Source organism: Microbacterium sp. NPDC019599 (assembly GCF_040632175.1).
In the GTDB taxonomy this organism is placed as follows: Bacteria; Actinomycetota; Actinomycetes; order Actinomycetales; family Microbacteriaceae; genus Microbacterium.
The window spans coordinates 711,283-737,721 of record NZ_JBEYBL010000001.1 but is presented as its reverse complement, the minus strand read 5'-3'; the positions used below and the strand labels follow the sequence as shown (position 1 = coordinate 737,721).

The following is a 26,439-nucleotide window of genomic DNA, read 5'->3' as shown; positions in this document are numbered from 1 at the left end:
CCGCGCGCAGCGTCGCTTCGCGCGCGCGGCATCCGCCGGCTCAGTCGAGGACCTTCTTCCAGGCTCCCGCGTACGACACGGGAGTGAAGCCGATGGCCTCGTTGATGTCGAGCATGTGCCGGTTCTCCTCGGCGTTGAACGTCGTGACGCGCGGCGACTCCGGCACGAGCTCGCGCCAGCGCAGGAGGTTCGCGCACTTCACGATGGTTCCGAGGCTCCGGCCCCGGTGCTCCTTGAGGACGAGCGTGCCCCACTGGAGCGTCGCCGCCGTGTGGTCGGACTGGATCGCGATCTCGTTGTAGGCCGCGATCCGGCCGGTCGGCACATGCTCGACGCAGGCGACCGACACTGTGTACCGCTGCGCCTGGAGCCGCTCGTCGCGGCGCCGGACCCGGTCGGCGTCCCACTTCTGCTCGTCGACGACGAGGCCGCCCTGCGGGGCGTCCGTCGCCATCCGTGATATGGCGTAGGCGAGACCCTCCCGGTACTGCTCGGGCGTCGGCGACGTCCAGACGACGGGCCGGTAGTCCGGTCCCGCCTTTTCGAGGGCGTCCTGGAGCATCCGCTCCACGACGTCGAAGGAGCCCTGCAGGTCGAAGGCGCTCGTGCGCTCCACCTGCTCGAGAGTGAAGCCGTTGTCGAGGTGGAACACGGTCTGCCGGTCGTCGGCGGGGATGGAGCCCCATCCCGTCGACGGCACGAGCGGCCGGCCGCCGTCGGCGGGCCGGTGGAAGGTGAAGATCTGGATCGTGCGCCGGCCGATGGCGAGCGCCTCGGCCTCGATCGCCGCGAGAAGCGCCTCCTCGGCGCCCTCGCCCCAGTGGTCCGGGTCGATCCAGAGCTCGAACTCCGCCGACTCGGCGTCCTCCTCCTTCTGGTACGAGAGCTCCGCGCCGCCGAGCACGACACCGTCGCGCTCGGCGAGGAATCCGACGTGACCCCAATCGACCTGGTCGTGCCACGACACGAGCGCCTCGTGGGGCTCGTAGTCGAGGTCCGAGTGGCCGGCGTCGTGCCGGCACGCGGCGTTCGCGATGCGGATGAAGTCGAGGAACGGGCCGGCATCCGGCGCGTCCAGGCTCTCGGGGATGGCCAGCCGGCCGATCGTGAGCTGCGACAGCGAGAGGTCAGTCATCCAGCACCTTCTTCCAGGCTCCTTCATAGGCGATGGGGACGAAGCCGATGGCTTCGTTGATGTCGAGCATGGGCCGGTTCTCCTCCGCGTTGTACGTGATGATGCGGGGCGACTCGGGGGCGATCTCGCGCCACGAGAGGAGCCCGCGGCACTTCACGAGCGTTCCGAGCTTGTGGCCGCGGTGCTCCTTCAGCACGAGGGTGTCTTCTTGATGCGACGCCGCCGTGCGGTCCTTGCCGATCACGAGCTCGTTGAACGCGCACAGCTCACCGGTCTCGATGTGCTGTGCCGCCGTCACGAGCAGGTGCCGTCCGACATCCGTGTAGGAGGCGTCGTGGACCGCGACGCGCGCGGCATCCCACACCTCCTCGTCGAACTCGAGGCCGGCGGCGGGCGCGTCGGTGGACATGCGGGACTTCATCCACGCATAGCCGTCGGCGTGCTCGGCGGACGTCGGCAGCGTCCACTGCACGACGCGGTAGCCCGTCGAGGCGGCCTCCGCCTCGGCGAGCAGGCGCTCGACGTCGTCGAAGGAGCCCTGGAGGTCGAACGCGCTGCTGCGCACGACCTGCTCCAGGCCATACCCGTTGGCCCGGTAGAAGCGAGCCGGGCGGTCGTCGGGAAGGGCGCCGAAGCCCGTCGGCGGCACGATGACGCGGTCGCCCTCGGCCGAGTGCTGGGCCCAGGACTGCAGCACGGTCCGGCCGTGCTCCCGAGCCGTGTCCTCGACGAGCGCATACGCGACCGAGCCGATGCCCTGGCCCTGCGCGCTCTCCAGCAGCTCGACGAGCCAATATGCGGCCTTCGAGCCTTCTTCGAAGGGGATGTCGACGCCGATGCGGCCGACCGGCTCGCCGTCGCGGACGATGAGCCACAGCAGTCGCAGTTCGTACTCGTCCGGCCGGTAGACGGGGATCATCTCGTCGGCGGGCATGCTGTGGTCGTCGTGGCCGGCGATCTCGCGGTAGATGCGGTTGCGGACGTCGACCATCGTGATGAAGTCGGCGGCATCCGCGGATTCGATGGATGCCGGGATCGTGAGTTGTCGGAATTCGATCCCGGTGAGTGTCGTGGTGTTCATTTCTGCTCTCTTGTCAGAGGAAGTGGGTGGGGATGCGCAGAGCGCGATCGTGTGTCGGAGGCGACGGCGGAGGCGCGGTGGCGCCCGAGCTCCCGTGGGCGGAGCCGCTCGGGTGGGAGGCGGATTCAGGACGCCGGCTGTCGCGTGACGAGCGACGGCGGGCGGAGTCCTCCTATGAGCGGATCAATGCTCCGCGTGCGGGAATGCGCCGAAGGAGCTGGTCGCCGGAATGGAGACGTTGCCGGGGAACGCTGGCGCAGTGGGCTGCGTACGGGCTTCCGTCATCATGGCGACCTCCTCTCGACTTCTGACGCGATCAGCGACGCTAGCGCAGCGGCGGGCGCGCGTCAAGGGTGGTCGGGCGAACGGCCGGTCGCGGCATCCGATCGACCGGCCCGCCTCCGGGGCCCAGGATGCCGTGTCGGGTACGGTGGACGGGATATCCACCGGCCACCGCGGAGGCGCGTCCATGCACCTGAAGAGCGTGACGCTCAAAGGGTTCAAGTCGTTCGCGCAGCCGACGACCTTCGTGCTCGAACCCGGCGTGACGTGCATCGTCGGCCCGAACGGCTCCGGGAAGTCCAACGTCGTCGACGCCCTCGCGTGGGTCATGGGCGAACAGGGCGCCAAGACCCTGCGCGGCGGCAAGATGGAGGACGTCATCTTCGCCGGCACGGCCACGCGCGGCCCGCTCGGGCGCGCCGAAGTCCAGCTCACGATCGACAACTCGGACGGCGCTCTGCCGATCGAGTACTCCGAGGTGAGCATCAGCCGGACCCTCTTCCGCAACGGCGCGAGCGAGTACGCGATCAACGGCGAGTCCTGCCGCCTCCTGGACGTGCAGGAGCTGCTGAGCGACAGCGGCCTGGGCCGCGAGATGCACGTCATCGTCGGTCAGGGACGACTGGACAGCGTGCTGCAGGCCTCGCCGGAGGACCGCCGCGGCTTCATCGAGGAGGCCGCCGGCATCCTCAAGCACCGTCGCCGCAAAGAGAAGACGATCCGCAAGCTCGAGGCGATGGAGGCGAACCTCATGCGCTTGAGCGACCTCGCGGGGGAGCTCCGGCGGCAGCTGAAGCCCCTCGGACGCCAGGCCGAGATCGCGCGCGAAGCCGCGACGATCGCCGCCGTCGTCCGCGACGCGAAGGCGCGGCTCTTCGCCGACGAACTCGTGGGGCTGCGCAACGAGCTCGCGGACCACACGCGCAGCGAGCAGGAGCGACACAGCGAGCGCCTCGTCCTGCAGGATCAGCTCGACGCCCAGCGCCTGCGCATCGAGCAGCTCGAGACCGATCAGCGCTCCGAGGCCGTCGACCGCGCCCGCAGCGACGCGTTCGGCCTCGAACGCGTGCAGGAGCGGATCCGCGGCCTCTACACCCTCGCCGGACAGCGCCTCGCGCTCCTCGGCGAGACGGATGCGGACGAATCGGCCGCCCACGCGACGGTGTCGCAGTCCATGATCGACGAGGTCCGCGCCGAGATCGACGAGATCGCGGGCGGACTGGGCGACGCACAGGATGCCGCGACCGAGGCCGCCCGCGACGTCGTGCGCGCCCGCGCCGAGCTGGACGCGCTGGACGCCGACATCGCGGCGCAGAGCGCGCTCGTCTCGGAGCACGACATGCGCATCACGGCGCTGCGCGGCACCGCGGAGGCGGCGGCATCCGCCCTCGCCGCCGTTCGCGCGGCGGTCGAGCGCCAGCAGCGCGCGCTGGATGCCGCGCAGCAGCGCCGCGCCGAGGCCGAAGGCGTGCTCGCGGGCATCGACCCGGACCTCGTCCCGGAGGAGTCCTCGGCCGAGCACAGCGCCGCCTACGAGCGCGCGCAGCGCCAGGCGACCGAGACCGAGGTGGCCGTCGGCGGCCTCCGCGAGCGCCTGCATGCGGCCGAGCGCGAAGTCGAGTCGCTCACGGCGCAGACGAAGACCCTGGGGCGCGCCCTCGATGTGCGCAACGCGGCGGCCGAAATCGTCGCGCGCGGCGGCGAAGGCGTCCGCGGCCTCATCGGCGACGCCATCAAGGTCCAGCCGGGCTGCGAAGCCGCGATCGCGGCGGTGCTCGGGCCGCTCGCGGAGGGCGTTCTGGTCGGCTCGGCCGACGACGCGTTCGGCGTCGCCGAGACCGCCCGCGACGGCGACCTGGGTGTCGTCGACATCGCGATCGCGTCCGTCGGCGGAGCCACGGCAGCGGCGCCCGAGATCGCCGGTGCGACGGCCGCACGCGATGTCGTGACGGCGCCCGACGGCATCCTCTCCCTCCTCGGGCGGGTCGTGATCGTCGAGGACCTCGACGCCGCGCGGGCCGCGCAGGCCGCAGCCTCGCAGGCGTCCGCGACGATCGTCACGCGGGCGGGCGAGGTCGTGACAGGACAGACGGTGCGGGCCGGATCGGGTCAGAGCCGCTCGCGCCTCGAGCTCGCGGCGGAGCGGGATGCCGCGGCCGAGCGCCTCGCCGAGATCGCGGTCGTCGCGGATTCGCTGCGCGAGGCGCTCGCCGACCGGGTCCACGACCTCGACGCCGCGCGCAAGCGCACCAAGACGGCTCTGGAGACCCTCCGCGCACACGATGCGGCCGCCGCCGCGCACGCCGAGCAGGTCAATCGCGCGACGGTGCGCCACGAGGCGGCGATCGCCGAGTGCGACCGGCTCGCGGCGGGCGTCGCGCAGGCGGAGGCCGCTGTCGCCGACGCCGAGGGCTCGGCCCGCGTCGCGGAGGATCAGCTCACGGTGGCGCTGGAGGCGCCGCGTCCGATCCTCGACGCGTCGGCGCGCGACGGTCTGCTGGCGGCGCTCGAGGCCTCCCGCGAAGCCGAGATGCGCACGCGCCTGGACGTCGAGACGCTCCGCGAGCGCGTGCGCGCAGGCGAGGCGCGCGTCGTCCAGCTCGAGAAGCAGCGCGAGCGTGAGCGCGAGGCCGCCGCCGAGGCCGCGCGCCGCGCCGTCATCCGACGCGCCCAGCGTGAGATCGCGGCGGATGTCGCAGCGCAGGTTCCCGCGCTCCTGGACTCGGTCGACCGGTCGGTCGCGCAGGCGCGTCTGGAGCTCGCCACCGCCGAGTCGGCGCGCACCGCCCTGACCCAGGAGCTGGCCACGCTCCGCGCCGCCGAGTCGGCCGTGCGGGAGCGGCTCGCGGGACTCACCGAGAGCGTCCACGGACTCGAGCTGCAGATCCACGAGAAGCGCCTCCACGTCACGAGCCTGCTCGAGCGCGTGGCATCCGAGCTGGGGCTGAGCGAGGAGGTGCTCGTCGCGGAATACGGGCCCGACCAGCCGATTCCGGTCGAGTCGGAGCTCGCAGCATCGAGCGCGGCCGACGGCGAGGAGACGACAGCATCCGTCCCCTTCGATCGGGCGGGACAGCGCCGGCGCCTGCAGGAGGCGGAGCGCAAGCTCACGCAACTGGGTCGCGTCAACCCGCTCGCCCTCGAGGAGTTCGCGGCGCTCGAGCAGCGCCACAAGTTCCTCACGGAGCAGCTCGCCGACCTCACGCAGACCCGCAGGGACCTCCTGACGATCATCGAGGAGCTCGACGAGCGGATGCAGGTCATCTTCCTCGCGGCGTTCGAGGACACGAAGGTCGCTTTCGGCGAGGTCTTCCCCGTGCTGTTCCCCGGCGGCACGGGCAGCATCTCGCTCACGGATCCCGACAATCCGCTCACGACGGGCATCGAGGTCGCCGTGCGGCCGGTCGGCAAGAAGATCGAGCGCCTGTCGCTGCTGTCCGGCGGCGAGCGGTCGCTTGCGGCGGTCGCGCTGCTGACGGCGATCTTCAAGGCGCGCCCGAGCCCCTTCTACATCCTCGACGAGGTCGAGGCGGCGCTCGACGACGCGAACCTCGGACGCCTGCTCGGCGTGTTCGAGCAGCTGCGCGAATCGAGCCAGCTCATCGTCATCACGCACCAGAAGCGCACGATGGAGATCGCCGACGCCCTGTACGGCGTCTCGATGCGCCAGGACGGCGTCTCCGCCGTGGTCGGCCAGCGCGTGGGGGAGCGCGTCGCCAGCTGAGTCGACGAGCTACTGCCCGGCGCTCAGCGCGTCGCGAACGAGGGCGAGCGCCTCCGGCTTGCGAAGCGCCGATCCGCGTTCGTACGCGCCCTGCCACTCGGAAGCGGGAAGCACGGTGCGCACCTCGCGCCGCAGATCGTCCTCCGTGCCCCGCGAGATGGGCCACGGCGTCACTCCCGCCCGCTGCCGCAGGCCGTCCATCGCGCCGAGCGCTGTCGCCGCGGCGGCTGGGTGACCCTCGAGGATCGACAGCCGGCCGAATGTCACCAGCACCAGGCACGCAGGCAAGGTCACCGTGCGGACGTCGTCGAGACCGTCCACTGCCCGCCGGAGATGAGCACGGGCCGACTCGATCTCTCCGGCGCGGGCATCGATGAGCGCCAGATGCGTGCGGGCGCTCATCGTCAGATACTCGATGCCGAGCTGATCGCCGATGTCATCGACCTCCTGCAGATGCCGACGAGCGGCCGCATCGTCTCCGACGAGCATGCGCAGGATGCCGAGTGTGAGTGCCGACGACGCCAGGTAGGGATCCCGGCGGGATGCGAATCCGTCGTGGGCGGCCGCCGCCGCGGCGAGGGCGCCCTCGATGTCGCCTCGGACGGGAAGGAGCCACGCCCACGCCAGGTGCAGCGCGTCGCTGAGGGGCGGATCGTCGAGATGGGGCCGAAGCGGCTCGGAAGCCTCGAGCGCAGCGAGAGCCGATTCGTCGTCCCCGACCTCCGAGGCCGTCACCGCGATCGAGCACAGCAGCTCCGCCATCGAATGGGCGTCCAGCTCCTGACCCTCCACCTTCTTCCGCAGCTCGCGGACGAGGCCCACCGCCTCCGAGATCCGGTCGGTGATCTGCCAGTGCAGCCAGAGGCTCCGCAGAAGGTGGGGAAGACGGGACACCTCGTTGTCGAAGAACCATCGGATGGCGACGCGGAGGTTCTCGTCGTCGGCTCGAAGGCGGTCGCTCCAGGCGACGACCTCATCCGGCTCGACTTCTTCCTCGGCGAGGGCGGCGAAGTACTCGGCGTGTCGGCGCTCGGCGTCGACGCGGGTCTGCCCGGTCAGCTGCTCGGAGGAGAACTCGCGGACTGTGGTCAGCATCCCGAAGCGGGGAGTGCCGGTGCCGGCCTCCACGCTGATGAGACTGTGGCCCGCAAGGATGTCGAGGAGATCGAGCATCGTGTCCTCGTCGGCACCGACGATCGCGGCGGCCGCCGTCAGAGTCCACCCGTCGACGAAGACCGACAGCGCGGTCAGGAGCGCTCGCTCCTCGTCGCCGAGCAGGCCGACGCTCCACTGGACGGTCGCGCGGAGGCTGCGCTGCCGCTCGGGCAGATCGACCGGCCCGGATCCGAGGGCGTCGAGGACGTTCGCCAGTCGCGCGAGCACGGCGGCGGGATCGAGGAGACGGCACCGCGCGGCCGCGAGCTCGATCGCCAGCGGGAGGCCGTCCACCCGCCGGCAGATCTGGACGACGGAAGCGACGTCCTGAGCAGTCCCGGCAACGGCGCGGCCCATTGCCGCAGCGCGGTCCAGGAACAGCTGCACCGCCGGGGCCGAGGCGGCATCGGCCGTCGCGGTATCCTGCGACGCGTCGCCGCTGGAGAGCGGGCCGAGCACGTACTCGTGCTCCGCCCGCAGACGCAACGCGATGCGGCTGGTCGCGAGGACCGCGAGCCCGGGGCTCGATGCGAGCAGCTCGTCCAGTTGCTGCGCCACCCCTGCCACCTGCTCGAGATTGTCGAGGATGAGCACGGTGGGAGCATCCGAGAAATGCTCGACGAGGATGTCGCGCGTGGGTCGCATCACCTCCAGGACGACTCCCGCGGCTTCGGCGATGCGCGGAAGGAGCTCCGAAGCGTCGGCGACGGCGGCGAGGGGGACGAACACGACCTCGGGCGGCGCATCGGCGGCGAGACGCTCGCCCACGGCGATGGCGACGCGCGTCTTCCCGATACCGCCGGGGCCGGTCACCGTGACCAGACGCACGTCAGCACGGGCGAGGAGCTCCTCGAGCGCCCGCACGCTCGCCTCGCGCCCGATGAGGGAGGTGGTCGGCACCGGCAATGAGCGCGATGCATGGCCAGGGGCCGTCTCCGGACGCTCGTCCTGCCGGCCGCTGACGAACCGCTCGCTGAGCAGCAGGGCCAGGTCATCGCGCACGAGCCGCCCCAGCTCGCGCGCCGATCGGAAGCTGCGATACGCGTCGCTTCCCTCGGCACGGATCTGCTCGATCATCGCCTCGAGGCGAGTCTGGCGCCCCGGCGCGGGCGACTTGAGGTACAGGAGTCTCGGCTTCCCCCTCGACAGCCGGAACTCGTCCTCCAGACCGGAGATGTCCATCCCGGGGCCGACCCAGCCGTAGCTCTCCCAGTACAGTCCGACGAAGACGTCCGACTGGGCGAGGTAGGCCCGGTAGAGCTCCTGAGGAGGGTGCGGTCGCGCCCCGAGCTCGAACATCACGGGCGCGAGCCCGAGAGAGGTGATCGCCCTGGCCACGGCGGCGCGTTCCTCGGCCAGCTCGGCGAGCGTCGAGCTCACGAACACGCGCAGCCGCTGATCGGGCGTGCGGATCGCGCAGTTACCGGCATCCGTCGGCGACATCGCAATCCTCCCACGCTCCATTGCGCCCGTCCTCAGGGTGGCGCAGGACCGCGCGCTTGTCCACGGTCGGACGCGAGTGTGCAGGCGGCGCCCGTAGGCTGGACGGCATGGCAGAAAGCCCCTGGTCCCTCGTTCGCGCCCTGCGTTCGATGTTCGCCGCGCCCGAGATCACGGAGCTCACGTGGCTCGACCTCGAGACGGCGCTCCTGACAGCGGACTTCGGGCCGACCACCACTGAGCGGATCATCGACGACCTGCGCGAGAAGGTCGATCGGTACCATACGAACGACCCCAAGGACCTCCAGCGGATGCTCAAGGAGAGCCTCGAGGAGCACTTCGCGAAGTTCGACACGACGCTCAAGCTCACCGAGCGCCCCGCCGTCGTGCTCGTCGTCGGGGTCAACGGCGTCGGCAAGACGACGACGATCGGCAAGTTCGCGAAGTTCCTGCAGCGCTACGGTCGCTCGGTCGTCGTCGGCGCCGCCGACACCTTCCGCGCCGCCGCCGTCGACCAGCTCGCGACCTGGGCGGAGCGTGCGGGCGCCGAGATCGTCCGGCCGCAGCAGGAGGGCCAGGATCCGGCATCCGTCGCCTTCCAGACGATCGACTACGCCAAGCGCACGGGAACCGAGATCGTGCTCGTCGACACTGCCGGTCGCCTTCACACGAAGGGCGGCCTCATGGACGAGCTCACGAAGATCCGGCGCGTCATCGAGAAGCAGGCGCCGATCAGCGAAGTCCTGCTCGTCCTGGACGCGACGACGGGCCAGAACGGCGTCATGCAGGCCGAGGCATTCCTCCAGCACGCGGGCGTCACGGGCCTGGTCATCACGAAGCTCGACGGCTCGGCGAAGGGCGGCTTCGTGCTCGCGGTCCAGGAGCGCACCGGCATCCCCGTGAAGCTCCTCGGGCAGGGCGAGGGGATCGGCGATCTGACGGGCTTCACGCCGCACGTCTTCGCGGCGTCCCTCGTCGAGTGACACGCCCGGCGTACGCCTGAAAGGCTCCGGGCTACCGCGGGGGCCACGGTGCTGGTTTCATTGGGACATGGCGATCGAGCACGACTTCTTCGGACTCCTGGAGTCCGGGCCGGACGGATCGATCTTCTGGTCCGAGACCGTCGAATTGGGCGATCAGACCGTGACGGTCGACCTCACGGCGCCGGACCAGGACGACGTGTCCGAGGCTGCGCTCGACGTCGCCGCCGGCCTCGTGTCGTCGCTCGAGGCGATCGACCGGAATGCCCGCAACGCCATGGTCTCCGAGCTCGACGATCGCACGAGCGAGGTGACGGAGTACATCCTGCAGCAGCAGGAGTCGCTCGGCGACGAGATCGAGGAAGTCCTCGTCGACGTGTCGGGCGACCTGCACATCGACGTCATCCGCTCGCTCCAGCTCATGAGCATGACCATCCTCGCCGACGAGCACGGCGGCTCCGAGCCGTTCGCCGTCCTCGAGTACGCGCTCGACCCCGACGCCACGGACGACGTCCTGCTGGTCAACCTCGGCTCGGACGGCGACGTGCTGTCCGTGACGAGCGCCGACTAGGCGCTCGACGTCGTCGGATCAGGAGAAAGCGCCGGGATCAGGACGGCTTCGGCCGCAGCGGCCTGATCCGGATGCTCGCTCCTGATCTCAGCGCTCCGGCTCAGACGGCCTGGGCGAACCCTCGGTCGACGTGCACGTCCTCCGCGATGTGCGCGAGGTTGGCCGGGATCTCACGGCCCTTCGAGATCATCGACTGCGCCCACAGGCGCCCCGCGCGATACGAGGATCGCACGAGCGGACCCGCGAGCACGCCGAGGTAGCCGATGCGCTCGGCCTCCTCCTTGAACTCGACGAACTCCTGAGGCTTGACCCAGCGCGCGACCGGGAGGTGCCGGGGCGTCGGCCGCAGGTACTGCGTGATCGTGATGATGTCGGTGCCGGCGTCGTGGAGGTCCTGGAGCGCCTGCACGACCTCTTCGGGCTCCTCGCCCATGCCGAGGATGAGGTTCGACTTGGTGATGAGGCCCGCTGCCCGCGCCTGCGTCAGGACGTCGAGCGAGCGCTCGTACCGGAACGCCGGGCGGATCCGCTTGAAGATCCGCGGCACCGTCTCGACGTTGTGCGCGAACACCTCGGGCCGGCTGTCGAAGACCTCGTCGAGGAGGGCCGGGTCCCCGTTGAAGTCGGTCGCGAGGATCTCGACGCCCGTATTCGGGTTCATGGCGTGGATCTGCCGCACCGTCTCTGCGTGCAGCCACGCGCCGCCGTCGGGAAGGTCGTCGCGTGCGACGCCCGTGACGGTGGCGTAGCGGAGGTTCATCCGCACGACGCTCTCGGCGACGCGGCGCGGCTCGTCGGTGTCGTAGTCGGCGGGCTTGCCCGTGTCGATCTGGCAGAAGTCGCACCGCCGCGTGCACTGCGAGCCGCCGATGAGGAACGTCGCCTCGCGGTCCTCCCAGCACTCGTAGATGTTGGGACAGCCGGCCTCCTGGCAGACGGTGTGCAGCTCCTCCGTCTTCACGAGGGAGTGCAGCGCCTGGTACTCGGGGCCCATCTTCGCCCGCGTCTTGATCCACTCGGGCTTGCGCTCGATGGGCGTCTGGGCGTTGCGCACCTCGAGCCGCAGGAGCTTGCGGCCTTCGGGAGCGGAGGCGGGTCCGGATGCCGCTCCCGGCGTCGCGCACGCGCTCATGCCGCGACCCCCGCGTACTCGGCCTCGAAGAGGCGGACGACCGAGTCGAGCACGTCGACGGGCGAGATGTCGGCGCCGACCAGTTCGCTGAGGGTCGTGACCCCGGCATCCGCGATCCCGCACGGGACGATGCCGCGGAAGCCCGCGAGCGAGTTGTCGCAGTTCAGTGCGAAGCCGTGCATCGTCACCCCGCGCTGGACGCGGACGCCGATCGCGGCGACCTTGTCCTCGCCGAGCGGCCGGCGGACCCAGACGCCGCTGCGTCCCTCGACGCGGTAGCCGTCGATGTCGTACTCCGCGAGGACGTCGATGAGAAGGCCCTCGAGCGTGCGGACATGCCCGACGACGTCGATCGGCTCGTGGAGGCGGACGATGGGGTAGCCGACGAGCTGGCCCGGTCCGTGCCACGTGATCTTGCCGCCCCGGTCGACGTCGACGACCGGCGTGCCGTCGGTCGGACGCTCGTGGCGCGCCGTGCGCGCGCCCGCCGTGTAGACCGGATCGTGCTCGAGCAGGATCAGCGTGTCGGGACGCTCGCCCGCGACGACGTCGGCGTGGACGCTCCGCTGGAGTTGCCAGCCGTCGTGATACGGCACGAAGTCGGGCGCGAAGCCGGGGGTCAGGATGTCGAGCACGGCGCTCCTTCGCTTGTGGCGAGTGGTGGCGAGTTTCTGGATCGCGTCCAACAATACGCCCCGGTCGCGATGGTCAGGCACGGCAGGGCCGGATAGCGTGGAGCGATGAGCACCGAGCCGCGCACCGGCCGCCCCCGCGCGTCGTCGCGCGAGATCCTCGCCGAGGCCGCCTGCGAGCTGTTCCTCGAGCGCGGCTTCGAGCAGACCTCCATCGCAGACATCACGTCGCGTGCGGGAGTGAGCCGCTCGAGCTTCTTCAACTACTTCGCCTCCAAGTCCGACGTCCTGTGGGCGGGCCTGGACGAGCGCATCGCGACGCTGGAGGCGCGGCTGAACGCCGGCACGGGAGCGGATGCCGCGCCCGCGGTCCACGCCGCGCTCACGGCCCTCGGAGAGGACTTCGCGCCGGACAGCCTCGCGCTCGCCCTCGTCAACACGGGCGCCATGGGCCTCGAGGGCGAGCTCGAGCGCGAGGCATCCGTCCGCCGCGCCCGGATCGCGGCAGCCGTGTCTGCGCGACTGCGCCTCGCGGGCGCCGAGGCGCTCGAGGCGGACGTCGCCGGCGCCGCCCACGGAGGTGCCGTGATCGCAGCGATCGAGGCATGGGCCCACGAGGGTGCCGGACGTGCGCCGCTCGCGGGGACTCTCGCCGAGGCGCTGCGCGCGGCGGGGCGGATCCTCCCGACGCCCGTCCGACAGCTGCGGGTCGTCGCCCTCGCCGAGGACTTCGAGGACGCGCTGCGCTTCTACCGCGACGAGCTCGGCCTCGTCGAGCAGGAGTCCTACGAGGGCGAGGGCGATGCCCGGGTCGTGATCCTCGCTGCCGGCGAGGCGACGCTCGAGCTGTCGAACCCCGGTCAGGTCGAGCTCATCGACCGGGTCGAGACCGACGGCGATGCGCCGAGCGAACCGATCCGCATCGCGTTCGAGGTCGGCGACACGGCGGCCGTCGCGGAGCGACTGGCCGCGGCGGGCGCCGAGGTCGAGGCATCCGCCCGCATCACGCCGTGGCGGTCGCTCAACGCGCGGCTTCGCGCGCCGGCAGGGCTCCAGGTGACGCTCTTCCAGGAGCTCGGGCCCGACCGCTGAACTTCGACCGGTCGCGCTGCGCGCCGGGAGCGCCTCACGGCGGGCGCGCACGTGGGCTCCCGTAGAATCGGGGGATCATGGCTACCTTCGGCACGCTCTCCGATCGTCTCACCGAGACCTTCCGCAACCTTCGCAAGAAGGGGCAGCTCACGCCCGCGGACGTCGACGGCACGGTGCGCGAGATCCGTCGCGCCCTGCTCGACGCCGACGTCGCGCTCGTCGTCGTCAAGGACTTCACGGCGAAGGTGCGCGAGCGCGCGCTCAGCGACGAGGTCAACCGCGCGCTCAACCCGGCTCAGCAGGTCGTGCAGATCGTCAACGAGGAGCTCGTGGCGATCCTCGGCGGCGAGCAGCGCCGGCTGCAGTTCGCGAAGAATCCGCCGACCGTCATCATGCTCGCGGGCCTGCAGGGTTCGGGAAAGACGACGTTCGCCGGCAAGCTCGCGAAGCAGCTCGAGAAGGACGGTCACACGCCGCTCCTCGTCGCGGCCGACCTCCAGCGCCCCAACGCCGTAGGCCAGCTGCAGGTCGTCGCAGGACAGGCCGGCGCCGCGGTCTACGCGCCGCAGCCGGGCAACGGCGTGGGCGACCCCGTGCAGGTCGCGCGGGACGGCGTCGAGATCGCGCGCCGCCAGCAGCACGACATCGTCATCATCGACACGGCCGGACGCCTCGGCGTCGACGCCGAGCTCATGAAGCAGGCCTCCGACATCCGCAAGGCGACGAACCCGGACGAGGTCCTGTTCGTCATCGACGCGATGATCGGACAGGATGCCGTCAACACGGCGAGGGCCTTCCAGGAGGGTGTCGACTTCACGGGTGTCGTGCTGTCCAAGCTCGACGGCGACGCGCGCGGTGGCGCCGCGCTCTCGGTCGCGTCGGTCACGGGCCGTCCGATCATCTACGCCTCGATGGGCGAGGGCCTCGACGACCTCGAGGTCTTCTACCCCGACCGCATGGCCAAGCGGATCCTCGACCTCGGCGACATCCTGACCCTCATCGAGCAGGCCCAGGCCGCGTTCGACGAGGAAGAGGCGATGAAGGTCGCCGAGAAGCTCGCGACCGACCAGTTCACGCTGGAGGACTTCCTCGACCAGCTTCAGCAGATGAAGAAGATGGGCTCGATGAAGAAGATGCTCGGGATGCTCCCGGGCATGGGCCAGATGAAGCAGCAGCTCGATGACTTCGACGAGCGCGAGATCGACCGCACCGAGGCCATCATCCGCTCGATGACGCCGGGGGAGCGCCGCAACCCCAAGGTGCTCAACGGCTCGCGGCGCCTGCGCATCGCGCGGGGCTCGGGCATGACCGTGACCGACGTCAACGCGCTCGTCAACCGCTTCGAGCAGGCCGCCAAGATGATGAAGACCGTCGCCCGCGGCGGGGTGCCGAACATCCCCGGCATGGGCCCCATGCCCGGTGCCCGTCCCGGTGCGTCCTCCAAGCGCGGCAAGCAGGTCAAGTCCCGTTCCGGCTCGCGCTCGGGCAACCCCGCCAAGCGCGCCGCCGAGAACGCGGGCATCGCGGCTCAGGCCGCCATCGAGGCTCCGACCGGCTCGGGCTTCGGCCTGGGCGCTGGGGCCGCGAAGGGCGAGCCCTCCGCCGAGGACCTCGCCGAGCTGCAGCGCATGCTCGGCCGCGGCTGACCCCAGCTCCCGGCATCCCGGTCCAACCGATCTACAGGTCAACCACGCGTTCGCAGGCCGATTCGCGGAAATCCATCCTGTAGCCGCGTGGTTGACCTGGGGATAGGGTGTTCCGTCGTCGTCTCCCAAGGCAGGCATGCACCGCCGCTATCCACGGAATTCGGGATGCTGCCCTCCACGGCTTTCCGCGAGTCGATCGTGGACGCATGCCCCAGCTCCGCCTCGCCGATTGGATCTCGGCCCACTCCGGTCTCGCGCATCGATCCCAAGTGCTCGCCTCGGGCTACAGCGACCACGCCATACGGTCTGCAGTCCGGTGCGGCGAACTGCGCCGGCTGCCCCGTGGATGGGTCGCCTTGCGCGACATCGACCCGGAGTTCGAAGCAGCCGCCTCGCTCGGCGGCCGGCTGACCTGCGTCACTGCCGCTCGGCGACATGGATTGTGGGTCCCACGAGGCGACGGCTCAAGTCTCCACGTCCGGGTGCCCGCGACCTCGTCGCGCCACGACGCGACGGACGTCGTGCTCCACTGGGGTGCGCCGCTCGCTCCCGTTGCGCGCTTTGCGCTCGTGGATCCGACACTGAACGTGCTCGAAGCGGTCGCACGATGCCTACCGTTCGAGCAGGCACGAGCCGTCTGGGAATCCGCAATCCGCCGGGGCGACGTATCCGTCGGATTCCTCCGTCTCGTCCGCTGGCGAAGCGTCATCGCGCGGCAGCTGGCCAACGCCGTCGGCAGCGATTCCGACTCGGGCCTGGAGACGATCTTCATCGACCGGCTCCGCCCGTACGGCCTTGCCGTCCGTCAGCAGGTATGGATCGACGGTCATCCGGTCGATGTGCTGATCGGTGAGCGCCTAGCTGTCCAGATCGACGGGTTCGAGCACCATGGCGAGGTCCGTCGACGGCGGAAGGACATCCGCGACGATGCAAGACTCGTGTTGCTCGGGTATACCGTCCTGCGGTTCGATTACCAGCAGGTGATGTTCGACTGGAGGCATGTCGAGGCATCCATCATCGGCGCCGTGGCGCAGGGCCGTCACCTCGTGGCCTGATCGGCAGGTCAACCACGCATTGACAGGACCAATCGGCCGAGTTCTTCCTGCGAATGCGTGGTTGACCTGTAGATCGTTGAGGCGCAGGACGACGAGGATGACCCTCGGCGGGGTCAGCCGGCGAGCTCGGCCAGGTGCTCGCGCAGGGTAGGGCCCGCGCGGAACTCGCGGATGAGGTGCTGCACGACTTCGCGCAGGTCGCCGTCCGCGGCATCTGCCACCATGAGCTGACGGGCGTACGACGCGCCCTGCGTCAGGGTGGTCTCGAGGCCCGCGAACTCGCGCGCGCACTTGAGCTCGACGGCGATGTCGGCGAGCCGCTCCATCGTTTCGCGCAGATGCTCGCGGACGGGCGCCTGCGCGCCGGCAGCGTCGACGATCACGCGTGCGTCCAGGCCGTAGCGCGCCGCGCGCCACTTGTTCTCGCGCACGAACCACGGCGGGATGACGGGGAGCTCGCGGCCCTCGTCGAGCTCGCGTGAGAAGTGCTCGACGAGCACCTGCACGAGCGCCGCGACGGCGGCAAGCTCCGGCAGCGTCGACATGCCGTCGCACGCGCGGACCTCGATCGTGCCCCAGCGGGGTGCGGGGCGGATGTCCCACCGCACCTCGGTCGCGTCGGCCATGACGCCGGTGCGGACCATCCCGTCGAGGTAGTGCTCGAATTCCGCCCAGTCCGCCAGGGGCCACGGCAGTCCCGCCGTCGGCAGCTGCTGGAACACGAGAGCGCGGTTGGACGCGTAGCCGGTGCGATCGCCCGCCCAGAACGGGGAGGATGCCGAAAGCGCCTGAAGATGCGGCAGGTACACCGACAGTGCGTGGATGATCGGGAAGACCTTGTTCACGTCCTCGACGCCGACATGCACGTGGATGCCCCAGATCATCATGTTGCGGCCCCACCACTGGGTCCGCTCGATGAGGGTGTTGTACCGCGTCTTGTCGGTGACCTGCTGGTCGTACCACTGCGCGAACGGGTGGCTCCCGGCGCACAGCAGCTCGATGCCGAGCGGGTTCGTCGCGGTGCGCACCGCCTTGATGGCGTCCGCGATGTCGTCGACGGCGGCCGCGACGGTGCCCCCGACGCCGCTCGTGACCTCGACCGTGTTCGTGAGCAGCTCGCCCGTGACGGTGAAGCGCTCCAGAGCCGTCGTCTCCTCGAGGGCTTCGAGGACTTCCGGTGCGCGCGGGACGAGGTCGCCCGTCCCGCCGTCCGCGAGCATGAGCTCCCACTCGAGGCCTACCGTGGATCGGGCGGATGTCGCGAAAGGCACCGTCATCCGCACAGTCTGGCACGCGGATGCCGCGACCCGGCCGGTCCCGGACGCGCGGTGTCACGCCGAGCGCGGCGAGGGGACCCGGCTCACTGCGGCACGGCGTACACGTCGATCGCGCTGCCGATGATCGTGAAGCGGAGCAGCGTGCCGTCGACGTCGCGCTCGACCTGGGCGGGCACACCGGCAGCCTCGCAGGCGACCTCCGAGAATCCGCCGCCGGTGAAGTTCGTGCGGATCAGGACGCAGCTGCCTGTGCCGTCCTTGAGTGGTGCGGTCCACGCCTGGATGCCGCCGACACGCTGGAAACCCTGCGCCCTGACATAGTCGATGCCCTGCTGGTCGAGCCAGCTGCGGGTGCCGAGCATGACGCGCTCATCCTGTGTCGGATCGGGCAGCGGCGTCACGTGCTCCCCTTCCGCAGGGGAGGCGATGCCGGGCAGCGACGGCTGCAATGCAGCCGGGTCGAACCCTTTCGGCTCTTCCGGCACGGTCCATGTCGGAACGGGCGTCGGAGCAACGGTGCGCGTCGGAACTGCGTCGGCCGGCGAGTCATCCTGAGGCGCGGTGTTCTGCGCGCTCGCCACGACGCCGCCGACCGTTCCCGCGACCAGGAAGGCAATGACTCCCACGAGGATCCATGTGCGCCGTGACACGGCGGGTCGGATTCGCCGCGTGCCGGCCGACTGCAGATCCGGCATGTCCTCGTGTTCGCGGGGTGTCAGCTGGTCGCTCATGGCACCACTCCCATCTGTGCGAGCTCGCCGGGGAGGCGAGCCTTCGCGCGCGCGAGCCGGGACCTGACCGAACCGTCCGCCAGCGGCACGGAAGCGCGCTTCCGCCTCAGTTCGATGAACGCGATCGCGACAGCATCCTTCGCCTCCATTGTCGGTCCCGGTGAGGGGGACTTCGAGCCGCGCGTTCGCGACGGCTTCGAGGGTGTGAGAGAATTATTGGTCGGAACGTGCGCTCGACCCTCTATCCAGCGTGCTGTTCCTCCCTCAGAGCTTCCGCCGGGTGTGCACCCCACTCTCCAGGCGATCGGTTCAATCACTTTCCACACATTCAGGAGAATCGTGGCTGTCAAGATCCGTCTCAAGCGCCTCGGCAAGATCCGTGCGCCGTACTACCGCATCGTCGTGGCCGACTCGCGCACCAAGCGCGATGGTCGTGTCATCGAGGAGATCGGCAAGTACCACCCGACCGAGGAGCCCTCGTTCATCGAGGTCGACTCCGAGCGCGCGCAGTACTGGCTGAGCGTCGGTGCGCAGCCGACCGAGCAGGTCGCCGCCATCCTCAAGCTCACGGGCGACTGGGGCAAGTTCAAGGGCGACGCGAACGCCGTCTCGACCGTCAAGACGGCCGAGACCAAGGCCGAGTTCGAGGTCGACTCCTCGAAGAAGTCGGTCATCAAGCCCAAGGCTGAGAAGAAGGCCGAGGAGCCCGTCGCCGAGGCTCCCGCCGACGAGGCCGAGGCCGCTCCGGCCGAAGACGCCGAGTAATCCGTGCTGGCCGCCGCGCTCGAGCACGTCGTCAAGGGGATCGTCGATCACCCTGACGACGTCCGCATCCACTCTTCGACGTCGCCCCGCGGCGACGTCCTCGAGGTGCACGTGCACCCCGATGACCGTGGTCGCGTGATCGGGCGCGGCGGACGCACGGCGAAGGCCCTGCGCACCCTCATCTCGGCGCTCGCCGACGGACGCCGCGTGCGCGTCGACGTCGCGGACGACTGACGTGAGCGAGAACGAATCGCCCGACTCCCAGAGCGCGGCGAAGAAGCCCACGCGTCCGCCGAAGACGCAGCTGCGCGTCGGCCGGCTCGTCAAGGCGCACGGGCTCAAGGGCGCCATCAAGCTCGAGCTGTACACCGACGACCCCGAGGGTCGCTTCACGCCGGGCGCCACCTTCACGCTGCAGGTGCCCGAATCCTCGCCGTGGCACGGCAAGCCGCTGACCGTCCGCGAGTTCAAGTGGATGAACAGCCACCCCGTCGCCTTCTTCGAGGGCGTCGACGACCGCAACGCGGCTGAGGAGCTCGTCCGCGCGATCCTGTGGATCGATCAGGATGCCGAGGCCACGGCCGACGAGGACGACGCGTGGTACGACCACCAGCTCGTCGGACTCGACGTCGTCCGTGACGACGGGGTCGTCGGCCGCGTCATCCGCGTCGACCACTTCCCGGCACAGGACCTCCTGAGCGTCCGCACGACGGCGGGCGAGGAGGTGCTCGTGCCGTTCGTCAAGGCGATCGTGCCCGAGGTCGACATCGCCGCGGGCCGCGTCGTCGTGACGCCGCCCGCCGGGCTCTTCGAAGAGCTCCCCGCCGCTGACGACGATGACGCCCCGCAGGCCGCTGAGCCCGACGGCGTCGAATCCGACACTCCGGAAGCCACCGACACCGCCTGATTGCACGCCCGCCTGCGGCTCGGCATAATCCGAGCATGCAGCGCCGCCCCCTCGTCGGCTGGCTCCTCGTCGGCGCATCGGCCATCGTGGCCGCCTTCGTGGTGTGGTTCGTGAGCGGATTCGCCCGGTTCTACGGACCGACGACCGGCGTTTGGGCCGACGGTGCGAGCTTCGCCTTCGAACAGGGCCTAGGCGGCTTGCTGCTGGCCGTCGGCCTGGCCGTCCTCGCGATCGTGTTCGGCAGAGGAGTGTGGGTGCGGGTCGCCGCCGCCCTCGTCCTCACGCTCACAGTCCTCGGTCTCGCCGCGGCCGGCGGAGCCGCGGCCGTCAGTCGCTACGAGACGGCTCCCAAGTCCCCGGCGTGCGCCGAGATGGTGCCGAACATCGATCCCGCGATCGAGGAGGCCTTCGACGAGCTCGAGCATCCCGGGTGGGTCGACACGATCGTGGTCGGGCCGAATGCCTGCGCGGTCGTGGTGCGCAATCTCGACGTCGACGAGCTTGTCGACTTCTACGGCGACCAGCTGACGGACAGGGGATGGACGGTCGTCGACGAGCCCGGATCGCGGTTCGTCGCCGAGCGAGGCGAATACCGCTTCGAGATCCTCGACTCGTGCGACGAGGAGCCGTACATCGCGATCAGGCGGGGCGAGATGGAGATGCCGGTCTGCTGAGCCGCGCGCGCACCGGCGGCTGCCGCATCCGTCGATCTCCCCTGACCGCAGCGCGCTCACACCGGTTCCCGGCGAACCGTGAGATCGCTGTGATCGAGCGGTAACACCGGGGAACCCGTCCCGGAACATCCGTCCGGGATCATCGGGACATGAGCCCTCTCGTCGATGCCGCGGCGGCGCGGATCGACGCGCCGTCGAGCGAGTCGCGGGCGGTGTGCTCCTACTGCGGCGTCGGCTGCGGCATCGCCGTCACGACGTCCGCGGAGGCCGACGGCCGACGCGTCACGAAGACCGTGGGCGACCGGCTGCACCCCGCCAACGGCGGCCGCCTGTGCACGAAGGGTGCGACTCACGTCGACCTCATGCACGCACCGGGCCGCATGTCGACGGCGTACATCCGCCCTGCGCGCGGCGAGGACGCCGTGCCCGCGCCTCTGGACACCGCGATCGCCGAGGCGGGCGCGCGCCTGCGCGCGATCGTCGACGAGCACGGACCGGACTCGGTCGCGCTCTACGTCTCGGGCCAGATGTCGATCGAGGCCCAGTACCTGTCGAACAAGCTCGTCAAGGGCTATCTGCGCGGCCTGCACATCGAGTCGAATTCGCGGCTGTGCATGGCCTCGGCGGGGACGGGCTACAAGCAGTCGCTCGGCGCCGACGGTCCCCCCGGATCGTACGAGGACATCGATCGAGCCGACCTGTTCTTCGTGATCGGGTCGAACATGGCCGACTGCCACCCGATCCTGTTCCTGCGCATGGCGGATCGGCTCAAGCAGGGCGCGAAGCTCATCGTGGTCGACCCGCGGCGCACGGCGACGGCGGACCGCGCCGACCTGTACCTCCCCATCGCGCCGGGGACGGACCTCGCGCTGCTCAACGGCATCCTGAACCTTCTCGTCGAGGACGGCGCGATCGACGCCGGGTTCATCGCCTCGCACACCGAGGGCTGGGACGGGATGCCGGAGTTCCTGGCCGAGTATCCGGTGGCACGAGTCGCGCAGATCACGGGCCTGCCCGAAGCCGACATCCGCACCGCCGCGCGCCTCATCGCCGAGGCGGGGGAGTGGATGACCCTGTGGACGATGGGGCTCAACCAGTCGACGCAGGGGACGTGGCACACCAACGCGATCTGCAACCTGCACCTCGCGACGGGCGCGATCTGCCGGCCGGGCAGCGGGCCGTTCTCGCTCACAGGGCAGCCGAACGCGATGGGCGGCCGCGAGATGGGCTACATGGGCCCGGGCCTGCCGGGGCAGCGCGCCGTCTTCACCCCCGCCGACCGCGCGTTCGTCGAGGCGGTCTGGGGGCTCGAGCCCGGGTCGATCCGCGCCGAGGCGGGCACCGGCACGATCGATCTTTACCGATCGATGGCCGCAGGCGACATCAAGGCGGCCTGGATCATCTGCACGAACCCCGTCGCGTCGGTCGCGAACCGCAGGAACGTCATCGAGGGCCTCGAAGCGGCCGAGCTCGTCGTCGTGCAGGACGTGTTCACCGAGACCGCGACCAACGCCTACGCCGACATCCTGCTGCCGGCGACGCTGTGGGTCGAGTCCGAGGGCGTCATGGTCAACAGCGACCGCACGATGACCCTCGTGCCGCGCGCGACCGAGGCGCCGGGCGATGCCCAGCCGGACTGGCTCACGATCTGCCGCGTCGCGCAGGCGATGGGGTTCGACGAAGGCTTCGCGTTCGCGAGCGCGGAGGAGATCTTCGACGAGATCCGGCGGTTCTGGAACCCGCAGACGGGGTGGGACATCCGCGGCGTCTCGTACGAGCGCCTGCGCCGCGGCCCCGTGCAGTGGCCGGCGCCCGAGGGCGACGCCGAGGACCGGCATCCCATCCGCTATCTCAACGACGGCGTGAGCCAGTCGCTGCATCGCGAGGCGGACGGCACGACACCGCGCCTCGCGTTCGCCACGCCGTCGCGCCGAGCCCAGTTCTTCGCGCGCCCGCACCTCGGCCCGCAGGAGCTGCCGGACGACGACTTCCCGTGGATCCTCAACACGGGGCGCCTGCAGCACCAGTGGCACACGATGACCAAGACGGGCAAGGTCGGCAAGCTCGTCAAGCTCAACCCGAAGCCGTTCGTCGAGATCCACCCGCAGGATGCCGAAGCGCAGGGCATCTCGGACGGCGACGAGGTCGAGATCTCGTCGCGGCGCGGCCGCGTCGTGCTCCCCGCCGTCGTGACGGACCGTGTGCGGCCGGGATGCTGCTTCGCGCCGTTCCACTGGAACGACGAGCAGGGCGAGTACCTGACGGTCAACGCCGTCACGAGCGATGCCGTCGATCAGGCGTCGCTCCAGCCCGAGTTCAAGTTCGCCGCCGTCGCCCTTCGGCGGGTCGGCCCCGCCGCCGCCCCGGCGGACGACGAGGTCATCGGGGTGCTGGAACCCGGGTTCGCGCGGGACGTGCTGGCTCGGGCCGGCGTCGAGGGATCACCCGCGCCCGCGCTCACAGAGGCGGAGGGCGCCTACGTGTCCGGCTTCCTCTCCGCGCTCGAGGCGGCGCCGGTCGCCGCGGGCCTCGTGCCCGTGCTCCCGGCCGCCGCGCCGATGCGGGATCTTCCCCGCGCGTGGTTCGACGGCGTGCTCGCGGGGCTCTACTCCCGCACCGCGATCGGCCCGGCCGTCTCGTTCGGCGAGCAGGACGAGGTCACGGTGCTCTGGGGCTCCCAGACGGGCAATGCCGAGGAGCTCGCGACGGCGTCGGTCGCGACGCTGACCGCGCGCGGGATCCCCGCCCGCGCCGTGAGCATGGTCGAGATGTCGGTCGCCGACCTCGCCGCCGTGCGCCGGCTGCTCGTCGTGACCTCGACGTTCGGCGACGGCGGGCCGCCGGACAACGCGGCGGACCTCTGGGACCAGCTCAACGGCGACGACGTGCCGGAGCTCCCGGAACTGGACTACGCCGTGTTCGCGATCGGCGACCCCTCGTACGACGACTTCTGCGGGCACGGGCGAGGCATCGACACCCGCCTGGGCGCCCTGGGAGCGACGGCGCTCCTTCCCCGCGTCGACTGCGAGCCGGACTACACCGAGCCGGCCGCGGCGTGGCTCGAGCAGGTCATCTCGAAGCTCGCGCCCTCCTCCGATGCTCCGGCCGAAGTCGCTTCGGCTCCCACCCGGCGGCTCTTCACGCGCGCAAATCCCGTGAGCGCCGAGCTCGTGACGAATCGGCTCCTCAGCGGCGCCGGCTCGGCGAAGGAGGTCCGCCAGTTCGGCTTCGACCTCTCGCACGCGGGCGTCGCGTACGAGGCCGGCGACTCGCTCGGCGTCGTGTGCGCCAATGCGCCCGCTGTGGTGGACGAGTGGCTCGAGATCACAGGACTCGCGCGCCGCGCCGTCGTGGAGCTCGACGGCGAGGAGCGGTACCTCGCCGACGCCCTCGCGACGCAGCTCGACATCACGAAGGTGTCGGGCGACCTCCTCTCGTTCATCGCCGAGCGCAACTCCGACTCGCGGCTCGCGACCCTGCTGCGCCGCGAGAACAAGGCCAAGCTCGAGGCCTTCCTGTGGAGCATGCAGGCCGTCGACGTCCTGCGCGAGTTCCCCGTGCAGGCCGACCCCGCCGAGTGGCTCGCGGTGCTCAAGCGCCTCCAGCCGCGGCAGTACTCGATCTCCTCGAGCCCCAAGACCAGCCCGCACGAGGTGCAGCTGACCGTCTCGGTCGTGCGGTTCGAGACCGAGGCGGGGCTCCGCCGGGGCGGGGTCTGCTCGACGTTCCTCGCGGACTCGGGCGACAGCATCCCCGCCCCCGTGTACCTCCAGAAGTCCTCGCACTTCCGGCCGCCGGCATCTCCGGACACGCCGATGATCATGGTCGGTCCCGGCACAGGGATCGCGCCGTTCCGCGGCTTCCTTCACGACCGCCGCGCCGACGGGCACACGGGCCGCAACTGGCTCTTCTTCGGCGAGCAGCACGAGGCGACGGATTTCTACTACCGCGAAGAGCTCGAGGCGATGCGCGAGGACGGCTTCCTGACGCGCCTCGACGTCGCCTTCTCGCGCGACCAGCGTCAGAAGATCTACGTGCAGGACCGGATGCTGGAGCACGGCGTCGAGCTGTGGCGCTGGCTGCAGGACGGCGCGCATTTCTACGTGTGCGGCGACGCGAGCCGCATGGCGCAGGACGTCGACGACACCCTCACGACGATCGCACGCCGCCACGGCGGGCTCTCCGAGGAGGCCGCCGTCGAGTTCAAGAAGAGCCTCGTCGCGCAGAAGCGCTACGTCCGCGACGTCTACTGACTGCGTCCTGAAGCCGGCGGGCACAAACTCCTTCGATCGGCCGTTCCCGAGGGCGGCCTCGCGGCGTGTCGCGGCCGGAGAGCCGTGGACTTGAGGAGTTCGTGCAGAGCCTGCGCGGACGGCATCCCGGGGTCGGACGGGATGCTGTCACCGCAATGTCGCAGATAGCCGCAATGTCGCACGCATCGGGCCCGGATCGTGTGACGTTGAGGCGATCTGCGGCGGGGTGGTGCTCGCTTGGCGCTGCGGGCGGGCTGCGGTGACAGCATCCCGTCTGGCGTTCGCGGTCGGATGCTGTCGCCGCAATGTCGCAGATAGCCGCAATGTCCCACGCATCGGGCCCGGATCGTGTGACGTTGTGGCGATCTGCGGCGGTGTGGTGCGGGGCGCCGGCCTCCGCGCACGCGAAAGCGGGCCGCACCCGGAGGATGCGGCCCGCTTCTGCACGAGGGTCAGATGCGCTGACCTGCGAGGGACTTGCGGGGGACGATGTACGCCAGCACCGTCAGGGTGCCGAGCACGACGTACGCGGCGACGAAGCCGTAGAACGCGGCCGTGTAGGCGCCCGTCGTCGTCTGCGAGAGGTTGAGCACCTGCGGGATGACGAAGCCGCCGTAGGCGCCGATCGCCGAGATGAGTCCGAGCGAGGCGGCCGCCTTGCGCTGGATCTTCACGCCCGCAGGGGTCCCGGGCAGCGCGTCGGTCGCGAGGCCGCGCGCCGCGAAGATGTTCGGGATCATGCGGTACGTGGAGCCGTTGCCGACGCCCGTCGCGGCGAACAGCACGAGGAAGCACGCGAGGAAGACCCAGAAGTTGTGCAGCGGAAGCGTCCAGATGAGCGACAGGGCTCCGAGCGCCATGACCGAGAATGCTCCGACGGTGACGCGGGCGCCGCCGACCTTGTCGGCGAGCTTGCCGCCGTACGGGCGCGCGAGCGATCCGGTGAGCGCGCCGAGGAAGGCGAGCGAGACGGCGGCCTGCCCGACCTGGATCGTGGAGAACTCGGGGAACTGGTCGGCGATGAGCTTCGGGAAGACGCTCGCGAAGCCGATGAACGAGCCGAACGTGCCGATGTAGAGCAGCGCCATGAGCCACAGATGCGGCTCGCGCAGGGCCGCGGCGGAGCCCGCGAGGTCGGCCTTGGCGTTGGAGAGGTTGTCCATGAAGCGCCACGCGCCCCAGATCGCGAGGAGGATGAAAGGCACCCACATCCAGCCCGCGAGCGAGATGTTGAGCGTCGCCGCGGCGCCGATCGTCACGACGATCGGGACGGCGAACTGGGCGACCGCCGTGCCGATGTTGCCGCCGGCGGCGTTGAGGCCGAGGGCCCAGCCCTTCTCCTTCTGCGGGAAGAAGTAGGTGATGTTGGCCATCGAGCTCGCGAAGTTGCCGCCGCCGAAGCCGGCGAGCGCCGCGACGACGAGCATGACGCCGAAGGGCGTCTCGGGGTTGCCGACGACGATCCCGAGGAGGATCGACGGGATGAGGAGGAGTCCGGCCGAGATCATCGTCCAGTTGCGACCGCCGAACTTGGCGACCATGAACGTGTACGGGAACCGCATGGTCGCACCGACGAGGCTCGGGACCGAGATCAGCCAGAAGGCCTCGGAGCTCGTGAACGCGAAGCCGGCGGCGGGCAGCATCACGACGACGATGCTCCACAGCTGCCAGACGATGAAGCCGAGGAACTCGGCGAAGATCGACCAGCCGAGGTTGCGGCGGGCGATCGGGCGCCCCTCGGTCTCCCAGAAAGCGGAGTCCTCGGGGTTCCAGCCGTCGATCCAGCGGCCGGAGCGGTGGGTGAGAGTGGTGGAGGTGGTGCCGGTGGCGGCGGCGGCGCCGACGGGGGATGTCACGGAAGTGGTCATCGCTTCTCCTTCGGGAGGGTATGAGAAGAAGCTACGGAC

General features: G+C 70.4%; 19 protein-coding genes. 11 read left to right on the top strand and 8 right to left on the bottom strand.

Going from position 1 to position 26,439, the window contains the following annotated elements:
* Nucleotides 1–40: 40 nt before the first annotated feature.
* Together ABZ477_RS03330 and ABZ477_RS03325 are read right to left on the bottom strand one after the other, a co-directional pair.
* On the bottom strand, nt 41–1,135 hold the full coding sequence (locus tag ABZ477_RS03330) for a GNAT family N-acetyltransferase (RefSeq protein WP_360127789.1): 1,095 nt from the start codon (nt 1,133–1,135) through the stop codon (nt 41–43).
* Complete coding sequence (locus ABZ477_RS03325) at nt 1,128–2,216, bottom strand: GNAT family N-acetyltransferase (RefSeq protein ID WP_360127786.1); 1,089 nt, start codon at nt 2,214–2,216, stop codon at nt 1,128–1,130. The genes ABZ477_RS03330 and ABZ477_RS03325 overlap by 8 nt, the downstream gene beginning before the upstream one ends.
* Nucleotides 2,217–2,685: 469 nt before the next feature.
* Here ABZ477_RS03325 and smc point away from each other — a divergent pair, with 469 nt between their 5' ends.
* The gene (gene smc / locus ABZ477_RS03320) at nt 2,686–6,222 is read left to right on the top strand and encodes a chromosome segregation protein SMC (protein ID WP_360127783.1); all 3,537 of its coding nucleotides are present in this window, start codon (nt 2,686–2,688) and stop codon (nt 6,220–6,222) included.
* Between the two features lie 9 nt (nt 6,223–6,231).
* Here the strand turns inward: smc and ABZ477_RS03315 are convergent, their stop codons facing one another.
* Entirely contained in the window at nt 6,232–8,820 is a 2,589-nt protein-coding gene (locus ABZ477_RS03315; protein ID WP_360127780.1) for a DUF4062 domain-containing protein, read from the bottom strand.
* 107 nt (nt 8,821–8,927) lie between these two features.
* Here ABZ477_RS03315 and ftsY point away from each other — a divergent pair, with 107 nt between their 5' ends.
* On the top strand, nt 8,928–9,800 hold the full coding sequence (ftsY, locus tag ABZ477_RS03310) for a signal recognition particle-docking protein FtsY (RefSeq protein ID WP_360127778.1): 873 nt from the start codon (nt 8,928–8,930) through the stop codon (nt 9,798–9,800).
* A 67-nt stretch (nt 9,801–9,867) separates the two neighbouring features.
* Nucleotides 9,868–10,368 carry a DUF2004 domain-containing protein gene (locus ABZ477_RS03305; RefSeq protein WP_360127775.1) on the top strand — a complete coding sequence of 167 codons (501 nt, stop codon included), beginning with the start codon at nt 9,868–9,870 and terminating at the stop codon, nt 10,366–10,368.
* Nucleotides 10,369–10,468: 100 nt separating this feature from the next.
* On the opposite strand, the gene lipA is transcribed toward ABZ477_RS03305, so the two are convergent.
* Together lipA and lipB are read right to left on the bottom strand one after the other, a co-directional pair.
* A complete protein-coding gene (gene lipA / locus ABZ477_RS03300) occupies nt 10,469–11,500 on the bottom strand; it encodes a lipoyl synthase (protein WP_360127772.1) in 1,032 nt (343 codons plus the stop codon).
* Nucleotides 11,497–12,135, bottom strand: a complete 639-nt coding sequence (gene lipB / locus ABZ477_RS03295; RefSeq protein ID WP_360127769.1) for a lipoyl(octanoyl) transferase LipB — start codon at nt 12,133–12,135, stop codon at nt 11,497–11,499. Before lipB ends, lipA begins: the two co-directional genes overlap by 4 nt.
* Before the next feature lie 105 nt (nt 12,136–12,240).
* Between lipB and ABZ477_RS03290 the strand changes: the two genes are divergently transcribed.
* The 3 genes from ABZ477_RS03290 (at nt 12,241) to ABZ477_RS03280 (ending at nt 15,925) form a co-directional block, all read left to right on the top strand.
* Nucleotides 12,241–13,224, top strand: coding sequence for a TetR family transcriptional regulator (locus ABZ477_RS03290; RefSeq protein WP_360127766.1), 984 nt, complete (start codon nt 12,241–12,243; stop codon nt 13,222–13,224).
* Between the two features lie 77 nt (nt 13,225–13,301).
* A complete protein-coding gene (ffh, locus tag ABZ477_RS03285) occupies nt 13,302–14,870 on the top strand; it encodes a signal recognition particle protein (RefSeq protein ID WP_360127763.1) in 1,569 nt (522 codons plus the stop codon).
* A gap of 206 nt (nt 14,871–15,076) precedes the next feature.
* Nucleotides 15,077–15,925 carry a type IV toxin-antitoxin system AbiEi family antitoxin domain-containing protein gene (locus ABZ477_RS03280; RefSeq protein ID WP_360127760.1) on the top strand — a complete coding sequence of 283 codons (849 nt, stop codon included), beginning with the start codon at nt 15,077–15,079 and terminating at the stop codon, nt 15,923–15,925.
* Between the two features lie 113 nt (nt 15,926–16,038).
* On the opposite strand, the gene ABZ477_RS03275 is transcribed toward ABZ477_RS03280, so the two are convergent.
* Both ABZ477_RS03275 and ABZ477_RS03270 read right to left on the bottom strand, forming a co-directional pair.
* Nucleotides 16,039–17,202, bottom strand: coding sequence for a glutamate--cysteine ligase (locus ABZ477_RS03275; RefSeq protein WP_360127757.1), 1,164 nt, complete (start codon nt 17,200–17,202; stop codon nt 16,039–16,041).
* Nucleotides 17,203–17,285: 83 nt separating this feature from the next.
* The gene (locus ABZ477_RS03270) at nt 17,286–17,933 is read right to left on the bottom strand and encodes a hypothetical protein (protein ID WP_360127754.1); all 648 of its coding nucleotides are present in this window, start codon (nt 17,931–17,933) and stop codon (nt 17,286–17,288) included.
* Nucleotides 17,934–18,272: 339 nt separating this feature from the next.
* Between ABZ477_RS03270 and rpsP the strand changes: the two genes are divergently transcribed.
* From rpsP to ABZ477_RS03245, 5 genes are all read left to right on the top strand, one after another.
* Nucleotides 18,273–18,698: a 30S ribosomal protein S16 gene (gene rpsP, locus ABZ477_RS03265; RefSeq protein WP_360127751.1), complete on the top strand. Its 426-nt coding sequence runs from the start codon at nt 18,273–18,275 to the stop codon at nt 18,696–18,698.
* Nucleotides 18,699–18,701: 3 nt separating this feature from the next.
* The gene (locus tag ABZ477_RS03260; protein WP_243075040.1) at nt 18,702–18,932 is read left to right on the top strand and encodes an RNA-binding protein; all 231 of its coding nucleotides are present in this window, start codon (nt 18,702–18,704) and stop codon (nt 18,930–18,932) included.
* Between the two features lies 1 nt (nt 18,933).
* Complete coding sequence (rimM, locus tag ABZ477_RS03255) at nt 18,934–19,605, top strand: ribosome maturation factor RimM (protein ID WP_360127748.1); 672 nt, start codon at nt 18,934–18,936, stop codon at nt 19,603–19,605.
* 35 nt (nt 19,606–19,640) lie between these two features.
* Complete coding sequence (locus ABZ477_RS03250) at nt 19,641–20,279, top strand: hypothetical protein (protein WP_360127745.1); 639 nt, start codon at nt 19,641–19,643, stop codon at nt 20,277–20,279.
* Between the two features lie 149 nt (nt 20,280–20,428).
* Nucleotides 20,429–24,532, top strand: a complete 4,104-nt coding sequence (locus ABZ477_RS03245) for a bifunctional nitrate reductase/sulfite reductase flavoprotein subunit alpha (RefSeq protein ID WP_360127742.1) — start codon at nt 20,429–20,431, stop codon at nt 24,530–24,532.
* Nucleotides 24,533–24,984: 452 nt separating this feature from the next.
* Here the strand turns inward: ABZ477_RS03245 and ABZ477_RS03240 are convergent, their stop codons facing one another.
* Complete coding sequence (locus ABZ477_RS03240) at nt 24,985–26,400, bottom strand: MFS transporter (RefSeq protein WP_360127739.1); 1,416 nt, start codon at nt 26,398–26,400, stop codon at nt 24,985–24,987.
* Nucleotides 26,401–26,439: the final 39 nt, after the last annotated feature.